The sequence below is a fragment of the Rhodoferax sp. GW822-FHT04A08 genome (genome assembly GCF_058801025.1).
The window spans coordinates 141110-164432 of the sequence record NZ_JBXAMW010000007.1 but is presented as its reverse complement, the minus strand read 5'-3'; the positions used below and the strand labels follow the sequence as shown (position 1 = coordinate 164432).

The window sequence follows — 23323 nt, the reverse complement described above, 5'->3', positions numbered from 1 at the left end:
AAATTCACTGAACCTAAGCCGATGTGTCACCGGAGTTCGAAAGGTCCACCGCCGTACGCCACTCGCGTAGCTTGTATACAGTTCCCGGCCGTGCAGCCAACTTCCCGCCCTCCGCGTTGGACTGGAGGCGTCGACGGAAGCTGTGGATGGGCGTCGCACGGGAGTCCACGATCACTTCAATCACACTCGGACCGTCATAGGAAAATGCCTTGTCAAAGGCTGCGCTCAGTTCCGAGGCGTCGCGGACTTTGAGGCCCAGCAGGCCCATGGCGCTGGCCGCACCGGCGAAGTCGGGTTTGTCTCCAAATGAGAGATCAACAGACTGGCGAAGTTCATTGAAGTAGATCTCCTGCCACATTTGGAGCCAACCCAATGTGCCGTTATTCAGAACGACGTTGACTACGCGCAGCCGATTTTGTGCCAGCGTTGCCAACTCTCCCACCGAAAACGAATGGCCGCCATCCCCCGCCACCGTTACCACATAGCCTCCTGTGGATCGTTGTACTGCACCGGCTCCAATGGCTGCTGGAATCGAGTAACCGAGGCCCCCTTGACCCCGTGCGTACAGAAAGTGGCGGCCGGTTGTCTGGGCCGGGATGTACTGTGCAATCCATCCTGCCGACCAACTGGCATCGCTGATGACCACGTCGCGGGGCTGGAGTCTGCTGCATATCTCCCGCATGACTCGCGGAGGCTTCAGAATGCCGGCTTCCTCATTCATCTCTGCAATCGCAGAGTCGGCCATCTTCATCTTGCGCGCCGATATTTGCTTCAACCATGCGGGTTGCGGTGCAACGCCCAGAGTGACCAATTGCGCATGCAGATCCTCCAGCGTATGGCGCACATCACCACACAGTGCGACGGTGGGTTCGAAGGTCCTTCCGTGCTCGGTTGGGTCGGCATCGATGGTGATGGTGGCCTGGCCTTCCATTGGAAGCGTCCAGTTCATGGCTGTGTTTTGGCTGGCCTTGCTTCCGCACCATATCAAGAGGTCGGCACTGGTAATCAGATCGTTGGCGGCTGGGGACCCTAATGGGTTCAAGACTCCCGCTGCATAGGGGCGCGTTTCGGGTACTCCACCTTTGCCGGACAGACTCGTCACGACCAATGGCTGCAGCATATCTGTCAGTTGCGTGAATGCCTCTGCGGCACTTGCGCCGTGTACACCTCCACCTGCAATGATCGCGGGACGCTTTGCCTTTGCAATAAGTTGGCTTGCTCGAATAATGTCTTGCTGTGGTGGACGATATCGTATTGAAGGTGCTTGACTGCAACGCACTTCAATGGGAGGCAATACGTCATTGGTGTATTCGGCATCCATTACGTCGTGCGGAACAATGATGACGACGGGGCCCGGACGTGGAGAGGTTGCGATTCGAAACGCCGCTCGCACAACATCAGGTAATGCCGCTACGCTTGGAACTGTGAATGTAGCCTTCGTTATGCTCTGAAAGAATGATTGTTGATCGAACCCTTGCGAAGCAACTCCCTTGTGCCGGAGTGTGACCCAATCAAGCGGCAACTCTCCAACGATGGCAATCATTGGAATGGAAGCGTTGAGTGCCTCAACGAGACCGTCAGGTAGTTTGGTTGCCCCGGGGCCGACTGTCACGTCGCAGACGCCGGGCTTTCCCGTAAGTCTGGCATAGGCATCCGCCGCATAGGGAGCGGAGCGTTCATCTCGGACCAGAATGTGCTGGATGCGTGGAGCCAGGCGAGAGATACCGTCGTGCAGCGCAGTTGTTTGACCGCCAGGCATTCCAAAGACGTATTCCACTCCATATTCCATCAGCATATGAGCCAACAGGTCGCCTACATGTTTCATTTCACTTTCCTTTTGATTTGATTGGCATTCGATTGAATGCAAAAAATTGGCAACAGTTATCCCTCTCGGGTATTTCCAAGTACTTACTCTTTCGATTGTTCGGACAGAAATCGGCTAGCTGTCTTCTATCTAGCGTCTGTCAGATTGCAACTGAATGGGCTGTTCTATGGGTAGCTATACATTTGCTCCCTGACTCAGCGTTACCAACGCCTTGATGTGGCGTACGAATCGTCGGTATTTTTCTTCGTACGCATCTTGTGATTTTTGTATCGGTGTAAACCGCTTGGTTACCTGAACCATCTCTGAAATGGCGGTTGCCCAATCAGCGTGCACTCCTGTTCCCACGGCTGCAGCCATGGCCGCGCCCATGGCTCCCATTTCGGTACCACCGGTAATCTCCACAGGTAGACCGAGAACATCGGCAAACATTTGAGCCCACAAATCACTTCGTGCGGCACCACCTGTTAGTCTTATGGAGGACACATCTGCAACATCGTTTCCTTTTAGTAGAGCGTCTATGTCCAGGCGATGCGCAAATGCGATACCTTCAAATATTGCCCGAACAATGTCAGAACTGTCATGCGATGCCCTGAGCCCAATGAGACCCGCCGGTGCTCCTTTGGGACCGCCAAACAGGAATGGGAAGAAGAGGATGTCGTTTGGTCTGCCCATTGCATCCTGGACCCTGCTACCCAGCATTTCGTATACAGTCTTTCCTGCTGCTTCTGCAGCAGCTACAACTACGGGTCCCAAAACCGATTTGCAATACCACTCAAAGTTGCTCGCCGAAGTTGGAGAGCCCTCGGTCGCCATGTAGAGAGTGTCAATTGGATACGGCGTTTGCAGCAGCGGCAGCCTGTCCAGCCGTGGCGTGCGATGAAGTGTTGAATTGATGCTGAATGTGCCGGCGATGACACTCATCTGAGTCGATTTGGTAACACCGGTCGCAAGTGCTGCGGAGACAACATCAACCACGCCTCTCACAACGGGGGTTCCTTCCATCAGCCCCGTCATTCGCGCCGCCTCTGCAGTAATGTGCCCCGCTATTTCCGTACTTGGCCGTATATCCGGTAGCTTGTCATACCATTCCATGATTCCTTTTGAGGCAAAGAATTCGGGCACATATGCTTGACTTCGGACATTGATGATTCCACCAATGCCAGCGTCTGTGGGATCAGTCGACAGCTCCCCGCATAGCTTCATGCGCAAGTAGTCCTTGCAAAACAAAACCCTATGCGTTTTCGCACAGACGTCTGGCTCATTGCGTGATACCCATGCCATCAAAGGTACTGGTTGCCCCGACCAGAACCTTTGCTGCACCATGTTCTGAGCGTCCTTGTCGCCTTCTTGCAAGATCCATTCGTCGATGATGGATTGGGCCCGTGCGTCCGTGGACATGATGCCCATTCGTGTGGAGTTTCCTTTGTCATCTACGAAGTACAAACCGGCGCCATACCCTGACGTGGCAATTCCTGCTATTTGGCTCGAGCGCACATTGCATTTCTTGAGCAAAGTAGAAATTGCCTCTGCAGCGTCCCTCCACATGCGGTCAGGATCCCGCTCTGTGTGCCCTGGTGCAGCAAAGTGGATCGGGTTGCGTCGTTGCTCAGCTCCAACCTCACGCCCCTTGGCGTCGAACAGGACTGCCTTGGTCATGGTGTTGCCTGCATCGAGGCCTATTAGATAGCTTGTCATCTCTTATTTTTTCCTTAACTTGATATTACAAGTTGAATTTTTACGAATTATGCGACCCTCATGACATCATGAGTTGCCTGTTTTATAGCTATTTGCACGGTATTTACCCTATGTTGTTACATCAAATCTATATTTTTTAAATCTGCTTATACTTCTCACGCTTTACATGTAACTACAAGTAGGAGACCTATGCACATGAAACAAGGGCACACCAATACCCTTCCCTCCATCCGATCACGTAGCGCCTCTCTGGAGTTGCTACGATCGACTCCATCAACCGACGTTCTCATCATTGGTGCAGGCATCAACGGAATAGGCTTGTTCCGCGACTTGGCCGCTCAAGGGGTTGCGGCACTTTTGATTGACAAGTCGGACTTCTCCAGCGGCACCAGTGCTGCACCGTCGCGTCTAGTGCATGGCGGCGTGCGATATCTGGAAACAGGTGAGTTTGCACTTGTACGCGAGTCTGTAGTTGAGAGAAATCGGCTATTGCGCAACGCCCCGCATTTGGTGAAGCCACTGGCCGTTTGGGTGCCCTTGAGAAGTTGGATAGCGGGGCTCCTCAAGGCCCCCGCACGCTTTTTGGGCTGGACACGCGCACCCGGGGCCAAAGGTGTAATCGTCACAAAGCTTGGACTCATGCTGTATGACCGATTCGGACGCAAAGCTCCGTCTACTCCCAAGCATCGATTGATTGCCAAGCCGGACTTTGATCAAGAGATGAACAAGTTGGACCCGACTGTCATCAAGATTGCTGAGTTCTATGATGCCCGTCTGGTTCATCCTGAGCGCCTTGCTCTTGAACTTGTAAAGGACGCCGCAATGGATTGCCAAGCGTCGCTTGCAATCCCATACCTTTCAGTTGTTGCCTCCAGTGCCCATTCCGTCACACTGTGTGATGAGCTCACAAAGGAAACGTTTACCGTTGGCGCGCGTATCGTGGCCAATATGGCCGGCCCATGGGTCGACAAGGTCAACGAGCATCTGCACATTCCAGGCAACTTGATCGGCGGCACCCGCGGTTCACACCTAGTTTTGCGACACAAAGAGCTAGCCCGCCAACTGGGCGACCGCATGATTTACTTTGAGACGGTCGATCACCGGATTTGCCTTGCTTACGGTATTGGGAACGAAAAGGTCTTGCTTGGGACAACAGATATTCGCGTAGACGACCCAGACGACTGCCTGTGTACTGCAGCCGAAGTGGAGTACCTCTTCACGGAACTGAACGCCATCTTGCCGGGTATTTCCGTATCCGAAAAAGACGTTGTATTTCGATACGCTGGCATCAGGCCCTTGCCACGAACGGATGGCACTGTCGCAGGCGCGGTCAGCAGAGACCACAGCCTGCACATCTTCCAGAGCAATGCCTCGCACTCCTATCCCGTGTTGGCACTGGTGGGAGGCAAGTGGACGACATTTCGCTCATGCGCGGAGGAAGTTGCAGATGAAGTTCTGAAAATGCTGGACAAAACAAGGGGGCAATCCACATCCGATTTGCCAATCGGTGGTGGCCGGGCCTGGCCAGAGGGGCCCAAACATGCCAGTGAGCGGATTGCTGCGCTCGCCGCGCAATACGGGCTCCCAGACTCAATAGTCGCGGTGATGTGGGACCGCTACGGAACCGGTTGTTCGGATGTATTGGAGTCCATATCCTCGACTGAAAGTTTGCCGATGTCCGCAGCTCCCGGTTACTGGTATGGGGAGTTACTGTACATTGTCAAAAACGAGTGCGTCACACGATTGGCTGACCTTGTTCTTCGCCGCACACTGCTGGCCTTTGAAGGAAACTGCACACTGAGGACTTTGAACCAACTGGCCGACCTGATGGCGAAAGAGATGTTGTGGGACGAAGCGCGAATAAGTGAAGAAGTATCCAACTGCGTTTATCTGCTTACCAATCAGTACGGGTTAAAGTTCAGCACGGCAGATGTCTAGTTCATTCACATGAAAAATTCACCATTTCAATCTGAGACCCATTCAGCCGGCACCCCGCTTGAGCAAGCAGTTCCTCGTGCCAGCCGGGACTTGTTATGGCTTCAAGTCAAGAATTCAATTCTCGACTTGATCAGCACGCAGCAGCTTCAGGCGGATGCGCCGCTACCCTCCGAAAGCGAATTGTGTACACGCTTTGGCGTCTCTCGTACGGTTGTCAGAGAGGCCATGAATCAGCTGGTTTATGAGCACGTGATCTACAAGCGTCAGGGAAAGGGTGCCTTCGTCGCTGGCCGAAGGGAGAGTCAAGAGGTTTTTGTATCCTCCGCCATGGGCTTCTCTGATGAATGGCTGGGCAAACACAGAACGGTCATGCGGCGAATCTTGGTACAGCAAAGCAAGATTCCTGGGCCTCGCGTTCAAGAGATGCTCCGCCTTCCAACAGACGGAAGCACAGACTCCAGAGTCGTTGAAATCGCGCGCGTGCTCAGCGCAGAAAACATACCTCGTATGTTTGTAACCATCTCAATTCCCGAAAGACTGGTCCCTGGACTCGCTCAACTGCCCTTGCAGACACGTTCACTGTATGACATCCTTCGACGACAGTATGGCTTGCACTTCAAGAGCGCTGACCGCTGGATTGAAGCAACAGCAGCAACACCAGAGGCCGCCAAGTTGCTCCAGGTTGCCATCGGAACGCCCCTGATTGAAGTCGAGTCATGCGCTTACAACGAGACAGGTCAGCCAGTTGAATACTTCAAAGCACTTTGCCGCACGGACCTTGGATCACTACATTTTCCCGTGCGCAGATGATTCGTGACCGTTGACACAGTCTATCAATATTGACGATCACTAATTGACCATAAGTCCCGGCGGTCAACACGCTACCACTGTATGGCGAACGGATGCATCGATGCGATGAATTTGAAGTATGCCAAGGTGGCAGTGGGCACTTTGGAGGCCCCTACCATTAACTGCAGCCTCAAAGGCTGACTTCAACGTCGGCTTTGTTGTCCGTAGATCACGCGCCTCTATCTCAGGCGTCGACCAGTTGTAGAAGTTCACGCACGACTGCTTAAGTGTTGCAATCGCACCTGTACTGGAAATCGGCAATTGCGCGGAACGCCGGCCGAATCAGCGAGCGTCCCTAGGTAACCCTATGTTTTTCCAACTTTCTCGCCAAGGTCCTGCGGTGCATTCCCAGGCGCCGTGCGGTCTCGGAAATATTGAATCCCGTTTCGGCCAGCACCTCATGGATACGCTCCCACTCCAGGGTTTTGATGGAGGTGGAGCGTTGGGTGAGTTCCACGCCCACGCTGCCTTCCTTGCTCACGAACGCGGCTTCTATGTCGTCGGTATTGGAGGGTTTGGCCAGATAGTGGCAGGCACCCAGTTTGATTGCTTCGACGGCAGTGGCAATGCTGGCGAATCCGGTCAGCACCACGATCTGCATGTTTGCGTAGTGGCGATGCAAGGCTTGCACACACGCCAGGCCCGAAGCCGCGCCATTGAGCTTGAGGTCTACCACCGCATAACCCGGCTTGTGCTCCAACAGCAGTGCATGGACTTCGTCCAGACTGGTTGCACTCAGCACGGTATAGCCGCGCCGCCCGAAGGATCGGCCCAGCGCGCGTGCAAAGGCCGCATCGTCTTCGACGATGAGCAGTTGGCGTTCGTTGCTAGGGGCTTGCATGGGGCGCGATTGTAAGAGGCAACAAAGGCAAGCTCACCTGCACTGAGGCACCACCTTCTGCACGGTTTTGGGCCGTCAGGCTACCGCCCAACGTTCTGGCCACATTGACCGACAAATACAACCCCAGCCCGCTGCCGGGGCGCCCCTTGCTGGACTGGTACGGTCTGCCCAACTGCGCCAGCATCTGCGGCGGGAAACCCGGCCCGTGGTCTGTGACGGTTATGGTCAACTGCCCATCAACGCACTCGGCTTCCATGGCAAACCACAGCGGCGAGGCCTCCAGTGCGTTATCCAACACATTGCAAATCATTTGCTGAATGGTCGAGTCACCCACGATGGCGAGTTCAACGTCACCCCGCAGCGTGTAGTCAAAAGCTGCCACTGCGCGGCTGTTGCGCCAGTCCGTGACAATGTGGTTCAGAAAGTCAGCCACCGTGGTCTTGGCCGAAGACTCGCCGCGCGGTTCACCTGCCGACTGCAGGATGTCGCTCACGATCCGCTTGCAGCGGCGCACCTGCGCTTGCATCTCCACCATCTCGTTGCGCAATTCAGCGTTGCCTTGCAACTCGGGCATGTATTGCCAATCACCCAGGATGACATCCAGCGTGGCCAGGGGCGTACCCAGCTCATGTGCGGCACCCGAAGCCAGCAGGCCCAGGCGCACAATGTGATCGTGCTCTGCAGCGCTTTGCCGCAACTGGGCCAGGTACTTGTCACGCTCGCGCACATTGCGGTTGATGCGGGTGATGGAGACCACCAGCAGTGTGGCGTTCAGCACGAAGCACAACATCATGCCCTGCACGTAGTGACTGCTCAAACCCAGGTCATGGTCCAGTGGCAGACGCAATGGCTGCGACAGCACCGCCAGGGCGGCAAAGCACAGGGTGGTGATAGCGACCAGCATCCAGGTCCAGCGCGCCTTGAGCAGCATGGCTCCCAGAATCACTTGCAGAAGGTAGAGTGATGCAAACGGGTTGGTGGTGCCGCCGCTGAGGTAGAGCTGCACCGTCAACACGGCCACATCGACCAGCAGTGCGATGAACAGTTCGCGGTCGGCTACCTGGGGTATCTCTTGCCAGCGCAGGTGGCTGCCAATGTTGAAGGCAATCAGCACGGCCAGCGTCTGCACCATGGTCGGCAAAGGCAGTGCAACGCCAAACCCCAAGGTCACCACGGCAATGGTGATGATCTGCCCGGCAATGGCGATCCAGCGCAACTGGATCAGCTGATGCATGTTCTTGTGCCCCGCTGCATCCCATTGCGGCAAAGGTATGCCTGCTGTGCGCTCGCGCTCAGCGGCCATCTGCATGCGACTCGTCCTGGTTCACGTCGGGCAATTCCTCTGGATGACGCCCTCGACGCGCATCACGCGCCACCCACCAGGTGGCCCATGCCAACAACGCCGCCAGGCTGTACCAGGTCAGAGCATAGACCAGATGGTTGTTGTGAAAGACCAGCACCGTCATTCCACCTGCGGGCCACTGGGGCTTTGCTCCGGGAATCGTCGGCGTGTCGGGCTCGGCATCGGCATCTATGAAGTAGGGAGCCACGCCCGGGAGTGCATAGGCGGCGGCAATGGCTTGCACGTCCCGCGAATACCAGCGCTTGGCCGCTGCATCGTTGTGTCGCAAAAAGCCCCCGCCCGGCTCACTCAGGCGCAGCAAGCCGCTGATGCGCATCGGCTCCGCTGGTTGCGGTGTCTGCGCCAGTTGGCGCTCCATCGCGCTGCGGGCCTCGGGCGGGACGAAGCCACGGTTGACCAGTACACGGTTTCCATCTTCCCCGCGCAAGGGCACGATCAGCCAGTAGCCGCTGCCGAGTCCGGTTGCGGCTTGCACCCAGGAGGACTTGTCTGCCTCCCAGACTCCTTGGGCGCTCACATGCAGGTACTCATAACCGGCCGCATCGATGTGCGGCCACAGTGCCAGCCCGGGTGCGGGCACCGCAGCGGCCTGAACCCGCTGGGCGACGCGCTCCATGAGCGCGAGCTTCCAGGTGCGTCGCTGCAGTTGCCAAGTGCCCAGCGCCAGCAGCCCCATGACCAAGACTGCGGCGAAGCACAGCAGCACCCGTTTCCAAACGGAACGGCGCGGGCGCTTGGGCGGTATCACGGCGACAGCGTCATGCCTCAGGGCAGTTCTTGCATCGAATGCGGAGTGGGCATCATGTTGGTGTTGAGGTGGTACATCACCCAGATCGAACCCGAGAGCATGATGGCCAGCACCGCACCGGTAAAGATCAGCGCCAGCAGAGACCAGCCGCCTTCCACCTTGGCGTTCATGTGCAGGAAATACACCATATGCACCACGATCTGCACTGCCGCCAGGAACAAAATCACCGCGGCCGTGATGCCCGGTGTGGGCAGTACCTTGGCCATGACCAGCCAGAAGGGAATAGCCGTCAGGACCACCGACAGCAAGAAGCCCTGGACATAGCCCTTGACCGTGGCGTGGTAGCCGTCGTCTTCGTGATGCCCGTCATCGTGGTGTTCGTCGTGAGAATGTTGGCTCATGGCAGGGTTCCCATCAGATAGACAAAAGTAAACACGCCGATCCAGACCACATCCAGAAAGTGCCAGAACATGGACAGGCAGGTCAGGCGGCGCTTGTTGGCGGCAGTGAGGCCGCCCTTGCCGACTTGCACCATCAGCGTCACCAGCCAGATCGTGCCGAAGGTGACGTGCAAACCGTGGGTACCCACCAGCGTGAAGAAAGACGACAGGAAGGCGCTGCGCTGCGGGCCCGCACCTTCGTGAATCAGGTGCGCAAACTCATTGAGCTCCAGCGTCAGAAAGCCCAGGCCGAACAGGCCGGTAATGGCCAGCCAGATCAGCACATGTTGCTTCTTGCCATGCTGCATGGCAATCATGGTCATGCCGTAGGTAATGGATGAGAACAGCAACAGCGCGGTGTTGGTGGCCACCACGGGCAGGTCAAACAGGTCGGCACCAGACGGGCCGGCGGCATAGCTGCGACCCAGCACGGCATAGGCCGCAAACAGCACGGCGAACAGCAGACAGTCGCTCATCAGATAGAGCCAGAAGCCCAGCAAGGTGCCTTGCTGCGGATGGTGGCTGCCATCGTCGTAGAAACGCGGCGTGGCGCCGGCGGGGTGGAGGGTAGTGGATGCGGTCATGGGGGTCGTTCTCCTGCGCCGTTCACACCAGAGCCGCGAGGGCCTGGGTACGCGCGTCTTCGGTACGGGTTACCTGGTCGGCAGGAATGTGGAAGTCGCGCTGGTAGTTGAAGGTATGCACGATGGAGCTCACCACCACTGCGGCAAACGACACGATGGCGATCAGCCACATTTGCCAGATCACGGCAAAACCAAGGACCGTGCACAAGCCTGCAATCACCACGCCAGCCGCCGTGTTCTTGGGCATGTGGATGGGCTTGAAGCCGCTGGTGGGGCGCTGGTGGCCGCGCTGCTTCATGTCGTACCAGGCATCGTTGTCGTACACGATGGGGGTAAAGGCAAAGTTGTAGTCAGGTGGGGGCGAAGAAGTGGACCACTCCAACGTGCGCCCACCCCACGGGTCGCCAGTCAGGTCGCGCAGTTGCTCACGGCGCAGGAAGCTCACTACCAGCTGGATCAGGAAGCAGCCAATGCCCAAGGCAATCAGCACCGCGCCGAACGCGGCCACCTGGAACCAGATCTGCAGGGACGGGTCTTCAAAGTGGCTCAGGCGGCGCGTCACGCCCATCAGGCCCAGCACATACAGGGGCATGAAGGCAAAGTAGAAGCCCACGAACCAGAACCAGAACGAGCACTTGCCCCAGAAGGAATCCAGCTTGTAGCCAAACACCTTGGGGTACCAGTAGTTGATGCCGGCAAATGCGCCAAACACCACGCCGCCAATGATCACGTTGTGGAAGTGGGCAATCAGGAACAGGCTGTTGTGCAGGACAAAGTCGGCGGGAGGCACAGCCAGCAGCACGCCGGTCATGCCGCCGATCACGAAGGTGATCATGAAGCCGATGGTCCACAGCATGGGCACCTCAAACTGGATGCGGCCACGGTACATGGTGAACAGCCAGTTGAAAATCTTGGCCCCGGTGGGGATGGAGATGATCATGGTGGTGATGCCGAAGAACGAATTCACGCTCGCACCCGAACCCATGGTGAAGAAGTGGTGCAGCCACACCAGGTACGACAGGATGGTGATCACCACCGTGGCGTAGACCATGGAGGCATAGCCAAACAGGCGCTTGCGGCTGAAGGTGGAAACCACTTCAGAAAAGATGCCGAACACCGGCAGCACCAGGATGTAGACCTCGGGGTGGCCCCAGATCCAGATCAGGTTCACGTACATCATGGCGTTGCCGCCCAGGTCGTTCGTGAAGAAGTTGGTGCCAACGTAACGGTCCAGCGACAGCAGCACCAGCACGGCGGTCAGCACCGGGAAGGCCGCAACGATCAGCACGTTGGTGCACAGGGACGTCCAAGTGAACACGGGCATTTTCATCATGGTCATGCCCGGCGCGCGCATCTTGAGGATGGTGGCAATCAGGTTGATGCCCGACAGCGTCGTCCCCACCCCGGCAATTTGCAAGGACCAGATGTAGTAGTCCACCCCCACATCCGGGCTCTGCAGGATACCCGACAAGGGTGGATAAGCCAGCCAGCCGGTGCGTGCAAACTCACCCACAAACAGCGACAGCATCACCAGCACAGCACCGCTGGCGGTCATCCAGAAGCTGAAGTTGTTCAGGAACGGGAAAGCCACGTCGCGGGCGCCAATCTGCAGCGGCACCACGTAGTTCATGAAGCCGGTGACCAAGGGCATGGCCACGAAGAAGATCATGATCACGCCGTGTGCGGTAAACACCTGGTCGTAATGGTGGGGTGGCAGAAAGCCTGCGTTGTCACCAAAGGAGAGGGCCTGTTGGCCGCGCATCATCAGCGCGTCGGCAAAGCCGCGCAGCAGCATGATGATGGCCATCACGATGTACATCACACCGATGCGCTTGTGGTCGATGCTGGTCACCCAGTTGCGCCAGAAGGTGCCCCAGAGCTTGAAGTAGGTCACCGCTGCAAATACGCCAAGTCCGCCCAGCGCGGCAAAAATGAACGTGCCGACCAGAATCGGCTCGTGGTACGGAATGGCCTCCAGGCTCAGGCGGCCCAGCAGGTTGTTGGTTAAGTCGAATTGTGCAGACATGGTTCAGTTACGGGTGCCGTTGGGGGATGCGTTATCGCTGGGGCCATTGAAGGCCAGGCTGTCCTTGGGGGTGCAGGCCTCGGCCAGCACATAACGCCTGCCGGGCGAAAGCAAGGGCTGGGTGTTGCCCACATCAAACGTGTTCACGCCCATACCGCCACGGGCGTCCACGGCCATCATCTGGCTCATGCACATCTTGCCGGGCTCCACACAGCGGTCCACCACGGTGTCGAACAGCTTGGGCGCCACCTTGGCAAAGTGCTGCACCGGCGCATTGATGCTGGGCTGCTGCAGCCGCAGGTAGTCTTCACGGCCCAGCGTTGCGGATCCCGAGCGGGTCTGCTGGACCCACTGCTCAAAGTCCGCAGCAGCCATACCCTGGAACTTGAAGTGCATGCCCGAGAAGCCCGCACCGCTGTAGTTGGCAGAGAAGCCGTCGTACACCCCCGGCTTGTTGATCACGGCGTGCAGCTTGGTCTCCATGCCGGGCATGGCATAGATCTGCCCCGCCAGGGCGGGAATGTAGAAAGAGTTCATCACCGTGGACGCCGTTATCTTGAAGCGGATGGGCACATCCACCGGAGCCACCAGCTCGTTCACGCTGGCAATGCCCAGCTCGGGGTAGATGAACAGCCACTTCCAGTCCAGCGCCACCACTTCCACCGTCAGCACCGAGGTGCCGGGCGAAATGGGCCGCTCGGCGTCCAGGCGCTGCAGGGGGCGGTAGGGGTCCAGGGTGTGGGTGCTAATCCAGGTCAGCAGCCCCAGTGCAATGATGATCAACAGCGGAGCACCCCAGATCACCAGCTCCAGGGAGGTGGAGTGATCCCATTCGGGTGTGTAGGTTGCGTTCTTGTTGCTTTGGCGGTAGCGCCAGGCAAACAGCAGGGTCAGAACGATCACCGGCACGATGATCAACAGCATCAGTAGCGTGGATACAACAATCAGGTGGGCCTGCTGGGACGCGATGTCACCCGAAGGATTCATCACAACCGTGTTGCAACCGGCCAAACCAGCACAGAACAATAGAAAAAGCGGTCCGTATAGACGCTTGAGATAAGTCATGGGGAAAACCTAGGGGGGCACCGAGGGTGAAAGCGGCTAATCTAGCCGCAGCTAGACCATTTGGCGATTGGACATATTGTCCTAGGTCAAAAGTAGAGCTGGCTCGGTACGGTGAAGAACCAACCTGGGTCAAAAGAACGGAGACAAACCATGATGACTGCTACCGCGAACACCCATTTCAATGAAAGCACGCACACTGACGTTGCCCCACAGGCACCGCACATTGCACCAAGCGAAATCGCAATAGGCGTGATCATCGGCAGAACATCGGAATATTTTGATTTTTTTGTCTATGGAATAGCCTCAGTACTAGTTTTTCCATCCGTGTTTTTCCCGATGGAGACTCGGCTGGATGGCATGCTGCATGCTTTCATGCTGTTTGCGCTGGCGTTTGTGGCGCGACCCCTGGGCACCGTGACCTTCATGGCGCTGCAGCGCCGGTTTGGCCGGGAAAGCAAGCTGACTGCCGCCCTCTTTCTAATGGGCGCGTCTACGGCAGGCATTGCCTTTTTGCCTACCTTTGCGGAATGGGGTTCGCTCTCAGTCATGCTGCTGGCACTGTTTCGCATCGGCCAGGGCATTGCGTTGGGCGGATCATGGGATGGCCTACCCTCGCTGCTGGCATTGAATGCGCCACCGCACAAGCGCGGCTGGTACGCCATGCTGGGCCAACTGGGCGCACCCGTCGGCTTCATTCTGGCTGCCGGGCTGTTTTCCTACCTGCTTGCTGAAATCAACGCGGTGGACTTCACAGACTGGGGCTGGCGCTATCCCTTCTATGTAGCCTTTGCCATCAACGTGGTTGCCTTGTTTGCCCGCTTGCGCCTGGTATCCACTCCGGAGTACGCCCGGTTGCTGGACGCGCATGAGCTGGAGCCCGCCGGGGTTGTGGAAGTGGTGCGCACACAAGGTCGCAACGTGGTCATCGGTGCCTTGGCAGCGCTGGCCAGCTATGCGCTGTTCCATCTGGTCACCGTTTTCCCCCTGTCGTGGATCACCCTCTATTCCTTGCAATCGGCCGACGATATTTTGGCGACTCAGATGGTGGGTGCGGTTCTCGCCATCGTGGGCATTGTGGCCTCGGGCCTGATTTCCGACCGCTTCGGCCGGCGCCGCACGCTGGGTGCTTTGGCACTGCTGATTGCGCTGTTCAGCCTGTTGGCGCCCAATTTACTGGCCGATGGCTGGAATGGCCAGCGCCTGTTCATTCTGCTGGGATTTGCGCTGCTAGGACTGTCCTATGGCCAGGCGTCGGGCGCTGTCGCCGCCAATTTTGCGACCAAGTACCGCTATACCGGTGCTGCCCTGACGTCCGACCTTGCATGGCTAGCTGGCGCTGGGTTCGCGCCGTTGGTGGTGCTGGGGCTGTCTGCACACTTTGGCTTGGCTTACGTGGGGGTCTATCTTTTGACGGGTGCACTTGGCACTTTGGCGGCATTGAGCATCAACCGGGCACTGGAGATTCGTGACTGAGCTTCAAGGTGTTGTCGACCACAGCGTTTAACGAATGCAATCTTTTGTTCATTGAGTACCGGCCATCTTAGTCAAAGATTACTCGAAGGCATTCCATCATCGCATGTTGTCTCGATCGTCCGGATCAACTTCCTATTTGTGAAGATTTCACCGCCATCGGAGCGCTTTCAGGCCAGAGGACGGAGAGCAGCGGGATTGGTCTGAAACCTGCGGCACTTGCCTGAACAGGAGACCACATCATTCGCACGGCTTGAACGACATCTTTGACCTCTCGACGCAATTACGTACCCAACTACTTAAGTCACAGCACGTGAACAGTTCATTGCGCAGGATGGAATGTCCTAAGCCAGCCTTCTCCACAGCAAATCCTTCCAGTGACCAAACTCAAAGTGCTCGAGAGATGGATTGACGGTGCTGCCCGAGACCGGCAGTTCACCGCTGTGAAGAGCGCATGCGGTTCACAAACATGGGCATGCTCCGTCCTCAAGAAATGGCGTATTCCTTCATTGACGCGAATGATGAGCAGGCGGTCGGAGCTAGGCCTTTTTAGCAACACACGTTGGCTGCATACAAGCAGCTTCACCGGGGAAAGAACGACATTCCTATGGCCGCGGCACAATACCAGTATCTTGTAACAGAACGTGATGGTGACAGACACCTACCGCACCAAATAGTATTCGCAAACGAGGCCCTCTTAGAACACCCCCCGTTAGCATTTGATTTCGTTAACAGTGCTCTACACCTAGATCGTCACCCCTGAGCTATGTCACCCGGGGCTGAAATACTGATGCAGTATGGAGTGAAGCAGTGAGTGATGAACAAGCACATAATTCTTCAAATGAAAAACCCAATACAAATCAAAATTGTGCTCTTAAGCTTGACTATATGCTTCGGCGTCTCGGCCATTGCAGAAGAGACTACGGCGCCCGCAGTGGAATCTCCACCGTCTAAGGTTGTGAAGGTCAAGAAGGCAATTAAGCACGGAGCGACGGCGGCCGTTCATGGGGTTGAGCGTGGTGCACATGCAGTTGCCAATGGAGTTGAGCGAGGAGCTGCGGCAACCGACCGTGCATTAAAAAAAGTGGTTCGCAAAGTGAAGGGCACTAACTCTCCGGCGCCTTCGGAGACAGATAGCAAATAAGCCGCTTTCGATTCGGGTTTGGCGAATCCCTGTAGAGCAACACAGACATCCAGCCAGACGGATGTTGTGGTCCAGAAGACAGTTGAATCGTATCGGCAGTGAGTGGCTGCATTCTGTAAAGTCCACTTGAGAAGTGATCAGCTCTTCACGACCAACTGCAGTCAACCGCGACTGACCTCTCCCCGCGAGTTTGATCGCAGCACTTAAGCGCTCTAACTCTTCCTCCAGTGTTCCGCGGCTGCGGAAATGTCGGCCCGCCTTGTCGTACCAGTATTCGGCATCTTCCAGGTCACCCTCCTGGATATGCAAGATGCCGTGCAACCATGCGCCCAGCAACGAATCGTCGCGCTGCACCAAATCGTGCGCTTGGGTCCAGCGTTCTTCGCGCATGTGCAGCAAGACTTGTTGAAGGGTATCCATGGCGCTCCTTGCTGTGGGGTGGAATCGGTGGTGCGCACATGCTACTGTGCATCAGGCCGCAGCGATGTGGGTGAGCAGATTGTCAAAGGCTCCGTAAAGCAAGTTGCCAGGCAGTAATCTGACGCCTTTGTCATCACTGACCAACGCAGTGGGAACACCCTGCGCTCCGAGTTCCCGCATCAAGGTTTGCGCTTTCCGCAGGCGTGCGTTGTTGGCTGCCAATAAGGTTGGGTTACCTGCAACCATGAGGTCCGCCGCGGCGTCTTGACCGATGCCACGCAGCAGCTTTTCCACGACAGCCATGGCACTGGTGTTCAGCCCCTGCACATAACGCGCTTCTTGTAGTGCCTTCAGCGTTGCCAATTCATGCTCCGGGGCCGTGATGGCCACCGCAGTCAGAGCCAGCGTGGAGGCGCTGGAGTCAAAGCGGCTGCCACGCTGTCCCAGCACCTGGGTGCGGTATTCTTCGCTGAAGGGTTGACCGGTGAGCTTCTGAATGCGCAGGTCATTGGACCAGGCGAAGTCCGCAAAGGCGGCGTCCATCACTCGCCCACCGCCTGCAAAGAGGCCCGTGGGCGCCAGTTCCAGGCGGATATGGGTTTGCTTTGCGAGTCGCTGCACTGCGGGTGATGCGCCATAACACCAACCGCACAAGGGATCGAAGAGATAGGTAATGGTGGTGCCCATGGTGTTATCTCCTTACCACTTCATCTCGCCAGTGTTGACCTTTGCGCCAATGTCCAGAGACATGGCACCGTCGCTTACCTGCGGGTACGACCGCTGCGTGGCGCTGATCAGTTCGGCGCTGGTTTTGCTGGTGGCCAGATTTTTCTCGAAGGTCTGCAAATAGTCTTTGGTGAATGCAATGGCGCTGGCGTCCAGCGTGGTACCGGCTTTCATGTGGCCGGGCACCACCAGAGAGGGTTGCAACGCTGCCATCTCATCGAGTTGTGCAACCCATGCCGCGCGCTCTGCTGCAGTTTGGGTGTCAGCCGTCCAGACATGCATGTTGCCAAACACGCCAATATTGCCCACGACGGCCTTAATCGAAGGAATCCATGCATAGGGGCGGTGTGCCAGTAAACCTTGGGTGCCACGGATTTCAATCGTCTGACCTTCCAACGTCAGGGTGTTGCCAACGAGCGCGCGTGGCAGCACAGGCGTATGTGGTGCATTGGCGCCCATCTTCGGGCCCCAGAAGGCCACCTTGCCTGCCACCTTGGGCTTAAGCTTCTCCAGCACGGCGGTGGTGGTCACCACGTCCGCTTGCGGGAATACTTCCTTCAGGGTTTCGACGCCGAAGTAGTAGTCGGGATCGGCCTGGCTCACGTAGATGGTGGTGAGTTGCTTGCCGCTGTCGAGCACATTGGCGGCGATGCGCAGGGCGTCGGCGCGGGTGAAGCCAGCGTCAATCACTATGGCATCTTTTTCGCCAGTCACCAGCGTGGAATTGACGTTGAAGCTGCTGCCTGCGGCGTTGTAGACCTTGACGGTCAAGGGTTGTTCGGCCAGAGCGGATGTGAAGGCAATGGCCAAAGATGCGGCGACTACGGTGGTACGGATCATGGTGAACTCCTGTGGATGGGTCAGATGGATTGGCGGGGACGCTTTGCAGCGTTGGTTTGGACTTTAGTTTCAATGGGCGCACAGATAAATCCCATAATCCGGCCATTACTGTTTCATTAATAGAGCAAATATGGACCGATTGACTGCCATGCAGGTGTTTGTAGAAGTAGCCAACAACGGCAGCTTCAGTGCCACGGCCGACAAACTGGACATGTCGCGTGCCATGGTCACGCGCTATGTAGCCGAACTGGAGCAGTGGCTTGGCGCGCGCCTTTTGCAGCGCACCACGCGCAGCGTGACCCTCACTGACGCGGGCGAAAACTGCTTGCGACGCAGCCAGCAAATGCTGGCACTGATGGAAAACGTGGAAGAAGAAAGCAGCAACCACGGAGACACCCTGCGCGGGCAGTTGCGCATCACCTGCAGCATGTCGTTTGCCTATTCGCAGATGGCAGCCGCCGTGGTGGATTTCTTGAAACAACACCCCCAACTCAAGATGGATCTCAACGCCAGCGAGGGCGCGCTCAACCTGATCGAGTCGCGCATTGACTTGGCCATTCGCATCAGTGCAGAGCCGGACCCATCTCTCATTGGCCGCGTGCTGGCGCCATGCCACTCGGTACTGGTGGCATCACCTGCCTACCTGGCACAGCATGGCGTGCCCCAGACGCCTGCCGACCTGGCCACGCACCGCTGCTTGAGTTACGCCAATTTTGGCAAAAGCGTGTGGAAGCTTCGGCGTGGTGCAGAGACCAGCGAAGTCCGGGTGGCCAGCCACTTCAGCGCCAATGAGGCAACGGCTTTGCTCTGGGCCGCACGCACCGGCGGAGGCATTGCGTTGCAGCCAACTTATCAGGCAAACATGTATTTGCGAGATGGCAGCTTGCAAGTGGTGCTACCCGATTGGAAGCTGCCCGACATGGCGATCTACGCGCTGTATCCCTCGCGCAAACACCTGTCACCCGCCGTGCGCGCCTTGCTGGATTTTTTGGTGGAACGATTCGCCACGCTGCCTTGGTAAGTACAACGTTTCCAGGCCGCATTCTTCCATTTAATAGCGGCATGAATTTATGCCATTGGGCAGAGTTTGGCTGTTCCATACAGTCCCTCTCCTGTCACTATGTTCAGACAGTTGCGACGTTACTGCGCCGGGTCGCATTCCGAAGCTCTAATGAGCATATTTCAAACGTTAATCAGCTATTGGCCCACCAAGAGTTCTAGCCGAGGCAACTATTGCCCACGCAATTTCAAGATTCGCTGTGGAAATATCGAAATTTGTCTTGGCAACATTCCTTCTCGCTGAATGCACGTCATCCAAACTGGCAGCATCAACGTCGTAAGATCGTTCGACAGATTTCAATATCAAGCGAATACGGTTTGCGGCTAGTGCAATCTTGGCCTCGGACTTCCGCAATGGGCACACTGGCGCTACTCGCCAAGGTCAGCAATCTGGCAATCTGATTTGAACGGCAGCTTTGGGTAAGGTCGATTTGGTGCCTCTCATTCAGGAGTCGACCAGAAGTGGTCATTTGCCCATGTCCGCTTTTTGGCAATACGTTCACCGTTCGGCTACCGGTCTACGCCTTTAACTAATCAGGTGCCATGTGCCGAACTGAGGTGACATTGCGTATGGGATGTTCCCAGGGCAAGAAGCGGTCCTTCAACACAAGTGCAGTATCACGAGATACAGTGCCGCCCAAGTGATGTAGATGGCGTGACAAATGAGTTTTCTTGTGATTGGGGGGACTCAAATTTTGACTTCTCTCTGCCATGGACGGGGTCAATTGTTGGCCAGTCCCACGTGCCAAATCGTGTGCGTTCAAAATCGGCATAGGCTTGCTCTATTTCTCTGGCTGAATTCATTACAAACGGTCCACTTTGAACAATTGGTTCGCCAATAGGTCTACCCTGCAACATTAAGAGCTCACTGGGTTCGGAGCCATTGACTAACTGAAGTTTCTCGGAACAATGGACTTCAATTGCCGAGTCAGCCCGCACGAAACTTCCGTCTATGGTCATGCTTTCTCCCTTATGGAAGAACAGCTGTCTTCGTGTCAGCTTGACCAAGGACGCTGGCAAGGTCCACTTCGCCCCTGGCGCCATTTTGATGGTCCAGATAGCCACATCCGCATTCTGCTCAGCAGCCCATGAATCAACGGGTGGCGCTGGAGGACGAGAGGGGATGGCTAATTCCAGGGCACCAACGATACATCGAACTTCAACACTTCCGTCATCACCATTTGGCATGTGGACGGGAATGTCATTGGCCCAGAACATTTTGAAATGTGGCTCCACCATTTTGCTTCGGGCAGGCAAGTTGAGCCAAATTTGAAAGAGCTCCAACGGATTGGGACCGAGCTGATTCAAGAGCGGAAACATCTCTGAATGGACAATGCCTCGGCCGGCGGTAAGCCATTGGACATCTCCGTCGCCGAATCGGGCACTGTTGCCTAAAGAGTCGGCGTGGTCGACTACCCCCTTGCGAAGGATGGTGATGGTTTCGAATCCGCGGTGGGGATGTGCGGGAAACCCTGGCACTGTGCGCCCATGGTACATACGCCAGCCATTCGTCCCCTCCAAGTTGCGCCCCTCAAGGCTATCGGGTCCGAACAGGCCGTTTCCCGCAGGGTAGTTGTCTACGTGATGGACACAGACCAAAAAAGGGTCAATGGTCTCCCAGTGCGAGCCAAGCGGTTGAACATTGATGATTGCAGAAGTCATTTTATTTTGGGTTCAGGAAGCCGGGCACTCTTCGTGCACTTCTTCTGCGTGGTAAGAATTCTGGATATTCGTTGCACGCGAAATGGAGGATAGGAGCCATGTGGCCATGGCTCCCACACCTTGGGTTAGCCCAATTTAATGAGGTTCTGCAAAACCAAGGGGCCACCCTTTTCAAGCAAAACTCCGCCTTCATTAAGCTTGCCAAGAACGATGGGCGCAAATCCCAGGTTGGCGACAAGTTGCACTACCGCCGCGGTGGAATTCGCTTCATTGCCCGCTACGAACATCACGCGGTTCCCTCCGCTTTCAGTAGGAGACGCAGCCAACAGCTTAGCTGGCAATTGATTGAGGGACTTGACCACATTGGCACCGGGGAATGCTGCTGCCACCACATCGCTGGATGCTTTGCCGGCTATCACTTCAGGTGGCACGCCGTACGTGTTCATCGCGTCCACAATGGTCTTGCCTGCCCAGTTCTTACTTGCGGCGGCGACCGAGGTGTGGGCCATGAAGGGAACAGCCAAGATGATGACGTCGGCCTTCAGGGCGTCCTGGAGCGTCATGGCAGTGACTGCGCCACCCAGCTCAGAGGCGAGTTTCGCAATGGAGTCTGGACCACGTGTGTTGGCGATACCAACAGGAATGTTATTGCGGGCAAATTGACGGGCCAGGGCAGAGCCTACATTGCCTGAACCGATGATTGAAAAAGTCATGATGATTTCCTTGAAAAAGTTGAAAGTTGGGGATTAAGCCGCGATGGCTTCGATTTCAGCGAGTGCGCGTGTAACCGCGGCCTCTTTGGCCTCAGGGCCAAACGCAATGCCCTCAGCGCGAACGATGGTCACATCCGTCACACCCAAGAAAGCCAGCAACCCGATGAGGTAGCTCTCTTGGTGCTCAATGGCTGCAGCAGGGCTTCCAGCAGAATAGACGCCACCGCGTGCGGAAGCAATAAATGCGCGCTTGTTTTTTAGAAGACCTTCCGGGCCTGTAGCGGTGTACTGGAAAGTCTTGCCCGCGACTGCGATGCGGTCAATCCAGGCTTTGAGCGGCGTGGGAATGGATAAGTTGTACATGGGCGCGCCAATGACGATGACGTCCGAGGCGAACAGTTCTTCCATATAGGCGTTGCCTTTGAGGAGATCCGCGGTGATGGTTGCGTCTTCTACGACTGCGCCTTGAAAGGCTGCCATGTGTGTGCCTGTCAAGTGCAATGCGGGGTCGGCCGCGAGGTCGCGAGAAACGATGGTGATGTCCGGGTGGAGGGCTTTGTAACGAGCAACGATTCCGGCAGAGAGTTGACGGCTCACGGAAGCAGTGCCGAGTACGCTGGAGTCAAGATGTAGGATTTGCATGATGTGTCTCAAAAGAATGTGTAGGTGAATGAATTTGGAATGGATTACTGCTTGACCGCTTCAACTTGCACGGCCAGTTTCACGCTGTCAGGAATGCCCAGGTTGACGCCCCAGCCCATGTCCCATTGACTGCGCACAATGGTGGTTTCGAAATCACCACCACACACCTCACGCTTGAGCATCGGGTTGATGTAGCAGTTGAAGTTAGTCGCCTTGAGCACGACTGGATTGGTCTTGCCCAGAAGCGTGAGTTGGCCAGTCACTTCGCTTACTTTGTCGCCAGAAAAGCTGAAGTTGTTGGCAACGAATTTGGCATTGGGAAACGCTGCTGAGTTGAAGAAGCTGTCGCCCTGCAGGTGCTTGTCAAAAGCGGTTGTGCCGGTATTGATAGAGCTGGTATCGAGGGTCAATTCGACCTTGCCCGTTTTGGCAGCCTTGTCCAACACGATGGTTCCCTCCTTCTTGTCGAAGCGACCACGGTTGGTGGATGTACCAAAGTGGGTGACTTCAAAGGTCACGAAGGTGTGGGTCGGGTCAATGCTGTAGGTCGAAACCTCTGCATGGGCCAGGCTGATAAGAGAGGCGGATGCCAATGCTGCAGCGATAAGGGTAGTACGCATAAAAAATCTCCAGAAAAAGTTAAAGAGAGGTTGAGAAAAAGGGAAAAACGAGGGAACTCACAACTTGCCCACGCCGGTCAGTGCGAGCTTGAACTTGACTTGAACGTCGTCGGCCACCATGGATGTGTCGGCCCACTCGTTTTCGCCAATCTTGAAAGTCAGACGTTTGAGCGCGAACGTTCCGATTGCGGTGGTGGTGGCTCCGGCCTGTACCAACGCGATGGGAATCACCACATCACGGCTAGCGCCTTTGATGCTGAGCTTGCCGCTGACTTCGAATTTTCCTGCGCCCAGTCCTTTGACACTTGTGGACTGGAACGTTGCTTGTGGGAACTTGGCTGTGTTGAACCAGGTCGCCTTTGGCAGCTCCGCATCGGTTTCCGGCACACCAATCGTGGCGCTGGCAATGTCCACCGTGAAGGCAATCTTGCTGGCTTCAGGCTTGGTCGGCTCAAAAGCGATTTGCGCGTCAAACTTCTTGAAGTGACCTTCAACTGGCACGCCCATTTGCTTGCTTACAAAGACAATTTCGCTTTGCGGTTGAACGAGCTTTTGCTCAGCCTGGACGGCTGACCCGGCACATAGGCCGCAGATAGTCACTGCAGCGGAAATGAATAAACGATAGGTTTTCATAAAAACTCCAAATAAAAGAG

21 protein-coding genes are annotated in these 23323 nt (G+C 56.4%); 4 read left to right on the top strand and 17 right to left on the bottom strand.

Going from position 1 to position 23323, the window contains the following annotated elements:
- Positions 1 to 13: 13 nt before the first annotated feature.
- Together AC1RMF_RS15295 and AC1RMF_RS15290 are read right to left on the bottom strand one after the other, a co-directional pair.
- Entirely contained in the window at positions 14 to 1825 is a 1812-nt protein-coding gene (locus AC1RMF_RS15295; RefSeq protein WP_493142498.1) for a thiamine pyrophosphate-binding protein, read from the bottom strand.
- Between the two features lie 174 nt (positions 1826 to 1999).
- Positions 2000 to 3520 (bottom strand): FGGY-family carbohydrate kinase, encoded by a 1521-nt coding sequence (locus tag AC1RMF_RS15290; RefSeq protein WP_493142495.1) that lies wholly within the window; start codon positions 3518 to 3520, stop codon positions 2000 to 2002.
- A 195-nt stretch (positions 3521 to 3715) separates the two neighbouring features.
- Between AC1RMF_RS15290 and AC1RMF_RS15285 the strand changes: the two genes are divergently transcribed.
- Positions 3716 to 5458 (top strand): glycerol-3-phosphate dehydrogenase/oxidase, encoded by a 1743-nt coding sequence (locus tag AC1RMF_RS15285; RefSeq protein WP_493142493.1) that lies wholly within the window; start codon positions 3716 to 3718, stop codon positions 5456 to 5458.
- 9 nt (positions 5459 to 5467) lie between these two features.
- Entirely contained in the window at positions 5468 to 6268 is an 801-nt protein-coding gene (locus tag AC1RMF_RS15280; RefSeq protein ID WP_342620187.1) for a GntR family transcriptional regulator, read from the top strand.
- 334 nt (positions 6269 to 6602) lie between these two features.
- Here AC1RMF_RS15280 and AC1RMF_RS15275 read toward each other — a convergent pair whose 3' ends face one another.
- Genes AC1RMF_RS15275 through cyoA form a run of 7 tightly spaced genes read right to left on the bottom strand, consistent with a single transcriptional unit; the run spans position 6603 to position 13374 of the window.
- Positions 6603 to 7148: a response regulator transcription factor gene (locus tag AC1RMF_RS15275; RefSeq protein ID WP_342620186.1), complete on the bottom strand. Its 546-nt coding sequence runs from the start codon at positions 7146 to 7148 to the stop codon at positions 6603 to 6605.
- Entirely contained in the window at positions 7135 to 8457 is a 1323-nt protein-coding gene (locus AC1RMF_RS15270; RefSeq protein ID WP_342620185.1) for an ATP-binding protein, read from the bottom strand. The genes AC1RMF_RS15275 and AC1RMF_RS15270 overlap by 14 nt, the downstream gene beginning before the upstream one ends.
- Positions 8441 to 9217: an SURF1 family protein gene (locus AC1RMF_RS15265; RefSeq protein WP_493142490.1), complete on the bottom strand. Its 777-nt coding sequence runs from the start codon at positions 9215 to 9217 to the stop codon at positions 8441 to 8443. The genes AC1RMF_RS15270 and AC1RMF_RS15265 overlap by 17 nt, the downstream gene beginning before the upstream one ends.
- Before the next feature lie 59 nt (positions 9218 to 9276).
- Positions 9277 to 9660, bottom strand: coding sequence for a cytochrome o ubiquinol oxidase subunit IV (gene cyoD, locus AC1RMF_RS15260; RefSeq protein WP_342620183.1), 384 nt, complete (start codon positions 9658 to 9660; stop codon positions 9277 to 9279).
- Positions 9657 to 10283: a cytochrome o ubiquinol oxidase subunit III gene (cyoC, locus tag AC1RMF_RS15255; RefSeq protein ID WP_342620182.1), complete on the bottom strand. Its 627-nt coding sequence runs from the start codon at positions 10281 to 10283 to the stop codon at positions 9657 to 9659. Before cyoC ends, cyoD begins: the two co-directional genes overlap by 4 nt.
- Before the next feature lie 22 nt (positions 10284 to 10305).
- The gene (gene cyoB, locus AC1RMF_RS15250; RefSeq protein WP_342620181.1) at positions 10306 to 12309 is read right to left on the bottom strand and encodes a cytochrome o ubiquinol oxidase subunit I; all 2004 of its coding nucleotides are present in this window, start codon (positions 12307 to 12309) and stop codon (positions 10306 to 10308) included.
- A gap of 3 nt (positions 12310 to 12312) precedes the next feature.
- Positions 12313 to 13374 (bottom strand): ubiquinol oxidase subunit II, encoded by a 1062-nt coding sequence (gene cyoA / locus AC1RMF_RS15245; protein ID WP_342620180.1) that lies wholly within the window; start codon positions 13372 to 13374, stop codon positions 12313 to 12315.
- 150 nt (positions 13375 to 13524) lie between these two features.
- On the opposite strand from cyoA, the gene AC1RMF_RS15240 reads away from it, so the two are divergent.
- Entirely contained in the window at positions 13525 to 14847 is a 1323-nt protein-coding gene (locus tag AC1RMF_RS15240) for an MFS transporter (protein ID WP_342620179.1), read from the top strand.
- Between the two features lie 1072 nt (positions 14848 to 15919).
- Here the strand turns inward: AC1RMF_RS15240 and AC1RMF_RS15235 are convergent.
- From AC1RMF_RS15235 to AC1RMF_RS15225, 3 genes are read right to left on the bottom strand one after another with little or no spacing between them, the layout of a single operon-like run.
- Positions 15920 to 16408 (bottom strand): hypothetical protein, encoded by a 489-nt coding sequence (locus AC1RMF_RS15235; RefSeq protein WP_493142488.1) that lies wholly within the window; start codon positions 16406 to 16408, stop codon positions 15920 to 15922.
- Between the two features lie 51 nt (positions 16409 to 16459).
- Entirely contained in the window at positions 16460 to 17095 is a 636-nt protein-coding gene (locus AC1RMF_RS15230; RefSeq protein ID WP_342620176.1) for a DsbA family protein, read from the bottom strand.
- A gap of 12 nt (positions 17096 to 17107) precedes the next feature.
- Positions 17108 to 17974, bottom strand: a complete 867-nt coding sequence (locus tag AC1RMF_RS15225; protein WP_342620175.1) for an MBL fold metallo-hydrolase — start codon at positions 17972 to 17974, stop codon at positions 17108 to 17110.
- A 130-nt stretch (positions 17975 to 18104) separates the two neighbouring features.
- Here AC1RMF_RS15225 and AC1RMF_RS15220 point away from each other — a divergent pair, with 130 nt between their 5' ends.
- On the top strand, positions 18105 to 18995 hold the full coding sequence (locus tag AC1RMF_RS15220; RefSeq protein ID WP_342620174.1) for a LysR family transcriptional regulator: 891 nt from the start codon (positions 18105 to 18107) through the stop codon (positions 18993 to 18995).
- A gap of 656 nt (positions 18996 to 19651) precedes the next feature.
- Here the strand turns inward: AC1RMF_RS15220 and AC1RMF_RS15215 are convergent.
- The 5 genes from AC1RMF_RS15215 to AC1RMF_RS15195 all read right to left on the bottom strand — a co-directional run bounded on the left by AC1RMF_RS15215 (position 19652) and on the right by AC1RMF_RS15195 (position 23303).
- A complete protein-coding gene (locus AC1RMF_RS15215; RefSeq protein ID WP_493142487.1) occupies positions 19652 to 20695 on the bottom strand; it encodes a pirin family protein in 1044 nt (347 codons plus the stop codon).
- Positions 20696 to 20820: 125 nt separating this feature from the next.
- Complete coding sequence (locus AC1RMF_RS15210; RefSeq protein WP_493142485.1) at positions 20821 to 21408, bottom strand: NADPH-dependent F420 reductase; 588 nt, start codon at positions 21406 to 21408, stop codon at positions 20821 to 20823.
- A 33-nt stretch (positions 21409 to 21441) separates the two neighbouring features.
- Positions 21442 to 22050: an FMN-dependent NADH-azoreductase gene (locus AC1RMF_RS15205; protein WP_493142484.1), complete on the bottom strand. Its 609-nt coding sequence runs from the start codon at positions 22048 to 22050 to the stop codon at positions 21442 to 21444.
- Between the two features lie 44 nt (positions 22051 to 22094).
- On the bottom strand, positions 22095 to 22670 hold the full coding sequence (locus AC1RMF_RS15200; protein ID WP_493142482.1) for a YceI family protein: 576 nt from the start codon (positions 22668 to 22670) through the stop codon (positions 22095 to 22097).
- A 57-nt stretch (positions 22671 to 22727) separates the two neighbouring features.
- Entirely contained in the window at positions 22728 to 23303 is a 576-nt protein-coding gene (locus AC1RMF_RS15195; RefSeq protein ID WP_493142481.1) for a YceI family protein, read from the bottom strand.
- Positions 23304 to 23323 lie beyond the last annotated feature (20 nt).

Bases quoted from the DNA above. Each gene is read 5' to 3' on its own strand.
- AC1RMF_RS15295 (WP_493142498.1), bottom strand. From the start codon at position 1,825: ATGAAACATGTAGGCGACCTGTTGGCTCATATGCTGATGGAATATGGA.
- AC1RMF_RS15290 (WP_493142495.1), bottom strand. From the start codon at position 3,520: ATGACAAGCTATCTAATAGGCCTCGATGCAGGCAACACCATGACCAAG.
- AC1RMF_RS15285 (WP_493142493.1), top strand. From the start codon at position 3,716: ATGAAACAAGGGCACACCAATACCCTTCCCTCCATCCGATCACGTAGC.
- AC1RMF_RS15280 (WP_342620187.1), top strand. From the start codon at position 5,468: ATGAAAAATTCACCATTTCAATCTGAGACCCATTCAGCCGGCACCCCG.
- AC1RMF_RS15275 (WP_342620186.1), bottom strand. From the start codon at position 7,148: ATGCAAGCCCCTAGCAACGAACGCCAACTGCTCATCGTCGAAGACGAT.
- AC1RMF_RS15270 (WP_342620185.1), bottom strand. From the start codon at position 8,457: ATGCAGATGGCCGCTGAGCGCGAGCGCACAGCAGGCATACCTTTGCCG.
- cyoD (WP_342620183.1), bottom strand. From the start codon at position 9,660: ATGAGCCAACATTCTCACGACGAACACCACGATGACGGGCATCACGAA.
- cyoC (WP_342620182.1), bottom strand. From the start codon at position 10,283: ATGACCGCATCCACTACCCTCCACCCCGCCGGCGCCACGCCGCGTTTC.
- cyoB (WP_342620181.1), bottom strand. From the start codon at position 12,309: ATGTCTGCACAATTCGACTTAACCAACAACCTGCTGGGCCGCCTGAGC.
- cyoA (WP_342620180.1), bottom strand. From the start codon at position 13,374: ATGACTTATCTCAAGCGTCTATACGGACCGCTTTTTCTATTGTTCTGT.
- AC1RMF_RS15240 (WP_342620179.1), top strand. From the start codon at position 13,525: ATGATGACTGCTACCGCGAACACCCATTTCAATGAAAGCACGCACACT.
- AC1RMF_RS15235 (WP_493142488.1), bottom strand. From the start codon at position 16,408: ATGGATACCCTTCAACAAGTCTTGCTGCACATGCGCGAAGAACGCTGG.
- AC1RMF_RS15230 (WP_342620176.1), bottom strand. From the start codon at position 17,095: ATGGGCACCACCATTACCTATCTCTTCGATCCCTTGTGCGGTTGGTGT.
- AC1RMF_RS15225 (WP_342620175.1), bottom strand. From the start codon at position 17,974: ATGATCCGTACCACCGTAGTCGCCGCATCTTTGGCCATTGCCTTCACA.
- AC1RMF_RS15220 (WP_342620174.1), top strand. From the start codon at position 18,105: ATGGACCGATTGACTGCCATGCAGGTGTTTGTAGAAGTAGCCAACAAC.
- AC1RMF_RS15215 (WP_493142487.1), bottom strand. From the start codon at position 20,695: ATGACTTCTGCAATCATCAATGTTCAACCGCTTGGCTCGCACTGGGAG.
- AC1RMF_RS15210 (WP_493142485.1), bottom strand. From the start codon at position 21,408: ATGACTTTTTCAATCATCGGTTCAGGCAATGTAGGCTCTGCCCTGGCC.
- AC1RMF_RS15205 (WP_493142484.1), bottom strand. From the start codon at position 22,050: ATGCAAATCCTACATCTTGACTCCAGCGTACTCGGCACTGCTTCCGTG.
- AC1RMF_RS15200 (WP_493142482.1), bottom strand. From the start codon at position 22,670: ATGCGTACTACCCTTATCGCTGCAGCATTGGCATCCGCCTCTCTTATC.
- AC1RMF_RS15195 (WP_493142481.1), bottom strand. From the start codon at position 23,303: ATGAAAACCTATCGTTTATTCATTTCCGCTGCAGTGACTATCTGCGGC.